Origin of the sequence: Oribacterium sp. KHPX15 (assembly GCF_900107835.1) — a bacterium.
Lineage (GTDB): Bacteria > Bacillota > Clostridia > Lachnospirales > Lachnospiraceae > Oribacterium.
In genome coordinates this window covers 1-3,127 of the sequence record NZ_FNRG01000069.1, presented here as the reverse complement: position 1 = coordinate 3,127, position 3,127 = coordinate 1, and the positions used below count along the sequence as shown (strand labels likewise).

The following is a 3,127-nucleotide window of genomic DNA, read 5'->3' as shown; positions in this document are numbered from 1 at the left end:
AAAATGCTTGATACATCCTGTGATAAGGATTTTGAAGAAAATCTACGGACTTTCATTGAAGATCAGCCGGGAGTTGAACACATAGACCTGCTTCATACGAGACAGTTTGGAAACAAGATCTATATCGATCTTGAAATCGCGGCCCAAAGAGACATTTCCCTTGTGGAAGCTCATGAAATTGCAGAGTCCGTTCATAACAGTGTCGAAAACAAGTATCCTAATGTAAAACACATAATGATACATGTTAATCCGGTAGAGTAATATTCCGATTAAAATCAATAAATAGAAAGAGCGAATACCAATTTTGCGGTATTTGCTCTTTTTTGTTTCATATTCTCGCATTTTCTCTGATTTTAAACGTTATCTGAAAAATCCCCTTCCATACTTATAACGTAACATTTTAATGAGTCATATGGAGATTACAGACGATAATGATCGCAAAATCTACATTATGACTCCCAGTTCTTTGCGTTGAGAGCGCAGGAGGGGAGACGCTATGAAGATGTCTCGTTTTTTTACTAATTTTATTGGCCTTGTTTTCTGTATTATCCTGATTGTTTCAGGCATTGATGTAGCAAGGTTTTCTGCAATGACGATTGTGGTATACGCAGACCAGGTATCCGATGTAGAGGAAGCTGCTGAATCTGATGAAAATTCTGATGCTAATGAAGCAGAAGAAGATTCAGAGGATACAGATGATGCTGACTCAGACAATGGTGACGATGACAAGGAAAAGGAAGATGTGAATACAGATTCCAACACCGAAGATTCTGATACCGATGTTGCCGAAGAGAACTCTGATGTAGCTGAGACTCAACCGGAGACCATACCCGAAACAGAAACTGTCGCTGAGACAGAAGCTGTAAAGGAGGTTCCTGCTAAGAGTCACTCTACACGCGGTGGCGGTATTACCACTTATGACAACAGCGAGATGGATTACATCAATAATCCTGAAACGCCAGTTGTTATTGTCGAGGAGGTAATCCCTGAGCCTAAGGCCATTGAGGTACCGCAGCCTGTAGTAACAGTAACGGGACATCATTCTACACCAAAAACAGGTGAATCAGATGATCTTTACTTGTTAACAGCCTGTATCCTCATCCTTTTTGCGCTTATCCTTAATACCCCATCTTTCTATGGAAAGACTGGTGCAACTCTGTCAACGGAAGTTAAATCTATAAACAGAGATGATAGCATAAAGGCACTTGGGGTAACAGCAACAAGAGCAAACTGCAGGACAAGGAGGTCTCGCAGAATGCAAAAGAGGGCACTTGCCTTTCTTGCTTTTGGTCAGACTCGCTAATATAGGAGTTCCGGCCGTTGTAACAAAAGATAGCCCGTAATTACGGCTTCTTGAGACTATCATAAAACGCACATCATTTCTTAAAGTCAGGGCTGAACTACAGTCCAAAGGTACAAAATCTGCAAAGCGTAAGCTTAAAGCTATATCGGGCCGAGAGAACCGTTGGATGACCGATGTAAATCATCGGTTATCTAAGACACTCGTCAACAGATATGGCAGAAATACACTCTTTGTGATTGAAGACCTTACGGATGTAAGCTTTGACGATAAGAATCTAAATACATGGAACAAGGCACAGAATTGCGAGTTAAGGTCATGGGCATTCTATCAGCTGGAACAGTTCCTTTCCTACAAGGTAAAGGAAACCGACTCATTCGTACTAAAGGTTGATGCATCCTATACATCACAGAGATGCCCTAAGTGTGGCAGGATACACAAGCTCAACAGACATCATGATATACATGAGTATATATGTGATGCCTGCGGTTATCATTCCAATGATGATCGTATAGGTGCCATGAACCTGTATGAACTCGGAACCATGTATGTATCAGGAGATACTAATCCAAGGTTTGGGAGCAGAAAAATCGATTAAGCAAAACAGCTGGGCATGACCTGACTGTTTAAAACGCGGGCGTAAGTCAATCGTCCGGTGATGTAACCATAGTCCCGTTGTACCACGGGGATGTAGTTAAACCTGCACAGCAAGGGAGCATAGTATTATGACGTTAGGACCCTACGGATGAGTTACAAGCCCAGACCCTTTAGGGTCGGGGTAATTGACATGGAACTCCCCAAGATACCTGAATTCAAAGGAATGATTTCCTGGGAGCTTTTCGTAATCTTCATAACTTAAGTCTGAGCACTCAATGAGATAATTATACTCACCAAGTTCGGTTTTTCTTGGTCTGTCATGGATCGTCACAAGCTTTGCTCCTGCATTTTCAAGATGAGCCAAAAGTCCAGGAAGACCTTCAGCTTTTCCGGAAGCCACAAATGCCATTCTTTCGTTCTTATCCATAGACGGATTATCCTTTGAAAGAACGTAGAACCGGGTTTTATTGCTGTCATTATTCTGGATGCCCGCCGCCAGAATCTCAAGTCCGTAGACCTCGGCACAGGCAGCAGATGCAATGGCAGCGTTAGAGGCATTACCTTCTTCAGCTACAAGTCTTGCGCCCTCGGCAGTACTGGATACTTCGATGATCTCCGCCTTCGGAAGGTTTTCCTTCAGCCAGTCCTTTCCCTGGGCAATACCCTGCTTATGAGAGTATACCTTTTCTATATTTCCGACTTCAGTTCCGGGCAAAACCAGGAGATTTTGATTGATGGGCAATTCCACTTCACCGACAACGGAAACTTCCTTCTGGTTGATAACGATGTCGACATAGTCTGTCACGGCTCCACCAATAGTGTTTTCCTGAGGAATAACCGCATAATTACTCTCACCATTGATCAATGCTTCTACCGCTTCGGAAACTGTTTTATATGGAGTGTACGTTCCCTCCTTTTCGAAAAACACACCACAGGCTTCCTGAGTATAGGTTCCCTCAGGTCCGAGATAACTTACAGTTGCGGAATCATATTTATTTGCGGATTTAAATTCTATGGCCGGAGCACTGATCTGCTCACATCCGGTCTGGACCACCGCCATAGACATTATCAGCAGCAAAATCGATAAATTTTTCTTAATCAGGTTCATAATGTATTCTCCCCATTTTACGGCAACGGCTGCCTGATGAAAGGCTCGTTCTTATAGTAGTTTGTGAAGCCTCACACGACTAAAGTCGCGTGCTTCCAAATTTAACACAAAAGAGTTTCTGG

4 protein-coding genes are annotated in these 3,127 nt (G+C 42.8%); 3 read left to right on the top strand and 1 reads right to left on the bottom strand.

The genetic code is table 11. The features are described from left to right. From BLV86_RS17300 to BLV86_RS17290, 3 genes are all read left to right on the top strand, one after another. On the top strand, positions 1-261 hold a 261-nt coding region (locus BLV86_RS17300), incomplete at its 5' end, for a cation diffusion facilitator family transporter (RefSeq protein WP_278308812.1). Between the two features lie 235 nt (positions 262-496). Beyond that, entirely contained in the window at positions 497-1,303 is an 807-nt protein-coding gene (locus BLV86_RS17295) for a hypothetical protein (protein WP_090820071.1), read from the top strand. Between the two features lie 58 nt (positions 1,304-1,361). Continuing rightward, positions 1,362-1,898, top strand: a complete 537-nt coding sequence (locus BLV86_RS17290) for a transposase (protein ID WP_330386262.1) — start codon at positions 1,362-1,364, stop codon at positions 1,896-1,898. 141 nt (positions 1,899-2,039) lie between these two features. Here the strand turns inward: BLV86_RS17290 and BLV86_RS17285 are convergent, their stop codons facing one another. After that, the gene (locus BLV86_RS17285; protein WP_090820068.1) at positions 2,040-3,005 is read right to left on the bottom strand and encodes a prephenate dehydratase; all 966 of its coding nucleotides are present in this window, start codon (positions 3,003-3,005) and stop codon (positions 2,040-2,042) included. Positions 3,006-3,127: the final 122 nt, after the last annotated feature.